Source organism: uncultured Capnocytophaga sp., from assembly GCF_938029845.1.
In the GTDB taxonomy this organism is placed as follows: domain Bacteria; phylum Bacteroidota; class Bacteroidia; order Flavobacteriales; family Flavobacteriaceae; genus Capnocytophaga.
In genome coordinates, this window is record NZ_CALHGG010000143.1 from 1 (window position 1) to 4060 (window position 4060).

Consider the following 4060-nt stretch of genomic DNA (forward strand, 5'->3'; position numbering starts at 1 on the left):
TTAAGAACTAAAAAAATGAAGGATTTATTTGAACACATAAAGACCAACAAAGGCAACATAGGCCGTTGGGCTTCACATGCTGAAGGTTATTATGTTTTCCCAAAATTAGAAGGTGCCTTAGGCCCTCACATGAAATTCCAAGGAAAAGAAGTGCTCAACTGGAGCTTGAATGATTATTTAGGGCTAGCCAACCACCCTGAGGTGCGCAAGGCTGATGCCGATGCTGCTGCTGAGTACGGGGCTGCCTACCCTATGGGAGCTCGTATGATGAGTGGTCACACCACCCTACACGAAGAGTTAGAACAACGCTTGGCAAAATTTGTTCAAAAAGAAGCCGCTTACTTACTCAATTTCGGCTACCAAGGGATGGTTTCTATCATCGATGCCTTAGTTACCAAAAACGACATTATTGTATATGATGCCGATTGCCATGCTTGTATTATTGATGGGGTGCGCCTCCACTTTGGCAAGCGATTCACTTACCAACACAATGATATAGAGAGCTTTGCCAAAAATATAGAACGTGCCAAACGCCTAGCTGAGACCACTGGAGGAGGTATCCTTGTGATCACCGAGGGGGTTTTCGGTATGCGTGGCCAGCAAGGAAAGCTCAAGGAAATCCTCGCTTATAAGCAGCAATACGGATTCCGCCTATTGGTAGATGATGCCCATGGTTTCGGAATGCTCGGGAAAACTGGAGCAGGTACAGGTGAAGAGCAAGGCGTACAAGACCAAATAGACCTATACTTCTCCACTTTCGCCAAGTCTATGGCAGGTATTGGTGCCTTTGTAGCAGGAGATAAGGAAATCATAGAATACCTCAAATACAACCTACGCTCCCAGATGTTTGCCAAATCCCTCCCTATGATTTTTGTCAAAGGAGGTCTCAAGCGCTTGGAGATGTTACAAAATATGCCAGAGCTAAGAAAGAAACTTTGGGACAATGTACATACCTTACAAAACGGACTTAAGTCAAGAGGTTTCAACATAGGTAGCACCAATACCTGTGTAACACCTGTTTTCTTGGAAGGAAGTATCCCAGAGGCTATGGCTATGGTCAATGACTTACGTGAAAATTACGGTATATTCCTCTCCATAGTGGTATATCCTGTAATTCCTAAGGGCATGATACTCTTGCGCATTATTCCTACTGCCTCCCACTCTATGGAGGATATAGAGCGCACTTTGGACGCTTTCTCAGCTATCCGAAGCAAACTCGAAGGAGGAGTATATCGCGCTCAGAATGCTGCTCTCGAAGCAGAAATGGGAGACGAAAAATAACCATATATCATGAAAGTATACATAGTACACGGACTCAATTCCGCTTTGGATAAGCACTGGTTTGCTTACCTTGTGGGAGAATTAGCCAAGAGAAATATCTCTTGTTACTGCTTGCCAATGCCCAACCCTACAGCACCTAACGCTGAAGAGTGGTTGGAGTTCCTCAAGAAGGAGATCCATATGGACGACCAGACGGTACTAATAGGTCATAGTGTAGGATGTGTATCAGTACTCACCTACTTGGCCAATACAGGTGCTAAAGCCTTGGGCACTATCCTAGTATCAGGCTTCGATGAGCCGCTCAAGCGCTTGCCTCAGCTTGATCCTTTTATCACGCTATACAAGGCACAACCCTCTATTGCACCGCTGGAAAATTCCTATGTATTTGCCGCCTTGGATGACCAAAGTGTTCCTTACCAAATGATTGATGACCTCTCCCGACATTTGGATAGTGTACTTATACGCTACCCCCACGGAGGGCACTTCAAGGAAGAGGACGGTTACGACACCTTCCCTGCCCTACTGCACAAGGTAGAAGAGATTTTCAAAAAATAACACTTAGGTAAAAGGTAAAAGGTGAAAGGTTTTAGTACCAACAATCTTTTACCTTTTACTTTTAAACTATTCACTATTATGTTTGATTCTCGTCCGCTTGCCGAGCGTATGCGTCCTATACGCCTTGCCGATTACATCAGCCAATCTCACCTTGTGGGAGAGAAGGGAGCACTGCGTATGCAAATAGAAAAGGGGATCACCCCCTCCCTCATCTTTTGGGGACCCCCTGGCACAGGAAAGACTACTTTGGCCTATATCATTGCTAAAGAGAGCCAACGTGCTTTTTTCTCCCTAAGTGCTATTAGTAGTGGGATTAAGGAGGTAAGGGATATTATCGAGAAATCCAAGCGGGAACAAGGACTCTTCACCGCCCGCAACCCTATCATTTTCATAGACGAAATTCATAGGTTCAATAAGACCCAACAGGATTCCCTTTTGGAGGCTGTAGAACGAGGTTGGATAACCCTCATTGGAGCAACTACCGAAAACCCTAGCTTTGAAGTAATTCCCGCGCTACTCTCGCGCTGTCAAGTATATACACTCAAGCCTTTTGACAAGGAGGATCTCTTAGCCCTACTTGATCGTGCCATAAAGCAAGATGTAGAACTGAAAAAGAAGACTATCATTCTCAAAGAAACCGAAGCCCTTCTAAGGCTTTCCGATGGTGATGGACGCAAGTTACTCAACACCTTTGAACTGATTGTCAATACTTTCCCTGAAGGAGAAGAGGTTGTCATTACTAATGACAAGGTACTGGAAATTGTACAACAGAACACCGTACTATATGACAAAACAGGCGAGCAGCATTACGACATTATTTCAGCCTTCATCAAGTCCATACGTGGGAGTGACCCTAATGCAGCTGTATATTGGCTTGCCCGCATGATAGAAGGCGGTGAGGATGTGAAGTTTATCGCAAGACGCATGCTCATTCTAGCCAGTGAGGATATAGGCAATGCTAACCCCATGGCACTGGTTTTGGCCAATAATACTTTCCAAGCAGTAACTGTCATTGGCTATCCTGAATCACGAATTATCCTAAGCCAATGCGCTATCTACTTGGCATCATCCCCCAAGAGCAATGCCTCTTATAAGGCTATTGGCAAGGCACAACAATTAGTCAAGCAACAGGGTAACCTACCTGTACCCTTACACCTACGCAACGCTCCTACTACACTTATGAAGGAACTTTCTTATGGGAAAGACTACAAGTATGCCCACGACTATCCGCATAACTTTGTTTTTCAAGATTTTATGCCCGATGCGCTACAAGGAATCCCTTTATATGAACCTTGTGATAACCCCAAAGAAAACGCCCTCAAGGCTTATTTAAAATCCTTATGGGGCGATCGTTATGGTTATTAATGCTAGAATCTGATAGTAAGACATACAAAATTGCGTCTCCACCATAAACTATACTCATTAGGATTGGTACTAGTGAGTGTTAGAGTAGAGACGCAATTTATTATATTTTAGAAATTCACGAAGAAAATTCCTGTTTATTGATTTTCCAAATCTTGGAAAAGGGCTTGGAGTTCGGTAGCATCGTGTGGTTTGATACGTCCTGCTAGCACAAGGCTCAGTTGCTTCCGCCTAAGGGCTCCCTCATAGCGCTCTTTTTCCAAAGGGGTCTCTGGTATTACCTCTGGTACAGAGACAGGTTTTCCTTCTTCGTTAAGGGCTACAAAAGTATAAATGGCCTCATTGGACTTAACACGCTCTCCACTGACAGAGTCCTCCACCCACACATCTATATACACCTCCATAGACGAGGTAAAAGCACGCGAAAGAGAGGCCTCAACGGTAACAACACTACCCTGAGGAATGATTTTATTGAAAGAGACGGAATTGACCGCAGCCGTTACGACCAAGCAGCCCGAATGACGTACAGCAGCAATAGTACCTACCCTGTCCATACGCGCTAAGAGCTCTCCCCCGAACATATTACCATAATGGTTGGTCTCATTGGGTAGTACCAAGTCGGTAGAAACCGAACGAGACTCAGAAACAGTCTTTGATTTCATATTCTTATAAGTTGCCAGTATTAGTGATTAGTGAAGATTAAAAAAGTACTATTCACTTTTTATAGTTTTCTACTAATTACGAGTTTAAGAATTTCGGAGGTACCCTCGCCTATAGTACATAATTTGGCATCACGATAGAATTTCTCTACAGGATAGTCGGTAGTGTAGCCATAACCTCCATGTATTTGTATAGCTTCGTT

5 protein-coding genes are annotated in these 4060 nt (G+C 44.0%); 3 read left to right on the plus strand and 2 right to left on the minus strand.

Annotated features, from left to right (window positions below; genetic code table 11):
- Positions 1-15 precede the first annotated feature (15 nt).
- The 3 genes from Q0625_RS10220 to Q0625_RS10230 all read left to right on the plus strand — a co-directional run bounded on the left by Q0625_RS10220 (position 16) and on the right by Q0625_RS10230 (position 3201).
- Complete coding sequence (locus Q0625_RS10220; RefSeq protein ID WP_298826706.1) at positions 16-1281, plus strand: aminotransferase class I/II-fold pyridoxal phosphate-dependent enzyme; 1266 nt, start codon at positions 16-18, stop codon at positions 1279-1281.
- A 9-nt stretch (positions 1282-1290) separates the two neighbouring features.
- Positions 1291-1836 (plus strand): alpha/beta fold hydrolase, encoded by a 546-nt coding sequence (locus tag Q0625_RS10225; RefSeq protein WP_298826708.1) that lies wholly within the window; start codon positions 1291-1293, stop codon positions 1834-1836.
- A gap of 78 nt (positions 1837-1914) precedes the next feature.
- Positions 1915-3201, plus strand: coding sequence for a replication-associated recombination protein A (locus Q0625_RS10230; RefSeq protein WP_298826711.1), 1287 nt, complete (start codon positions 1915-1917; stop codon positions 3199-3201).
- A gap of 134 nt (positions 3202-3335) precedes the next feature.
- On the opposite strand, the gene Q0625_RS10235 is transcribed toward Q0625_RS10230, so the two are convergent.
- Entirely contained in the window at positions 3336-3860 is a 525-nt protein-coding gene (locus tag Q0625_RS10235; RefSeq protein WP_298826713.1) for an acyl-CoA thioesterase, read from the minus strand.
- A gap of 59 nt (positions 3861-3919) precedes the next feature.
- A partial coding sequence (locus tag Q0625_RS10240) for an acyl-CoA dehydrogenase family protein (RefSeq protein WP_298826716.1) occupies positions 3920-4060 on the minus strand: 141 nt, incomplete at its 5' end.

Coding starts and splice junctions, on each gene's coding strand:
- Q0625_RS10220 (WP_298826706.1), top strand. CDS start 16: ATGAAGGATTTATTTGAACACATAAAGACCAACAAAGGCAACATAGGC.
- Q0625_RS10225 (WP_298826708.1), top strand. CDS start 1,291: ATGAAAGTATACATAGTACACGGACTCAATTCCGCTTTGGATAAGCAC.
- Q0625_RS10230 (WP_298826711.1), top strand. CDS start 1,915: ATGTTTGATTCTCGTCCGCTTGCCGAGCGTATGCGTCCTATACGCCTT.
- Q0625_RS10235 (WP_298826713.1), bottom strand. CDS start 3,860: ATGAAATCAAAGACTGTTTCTGAGTCTCGTTCGGTTTCTACCGACTTG.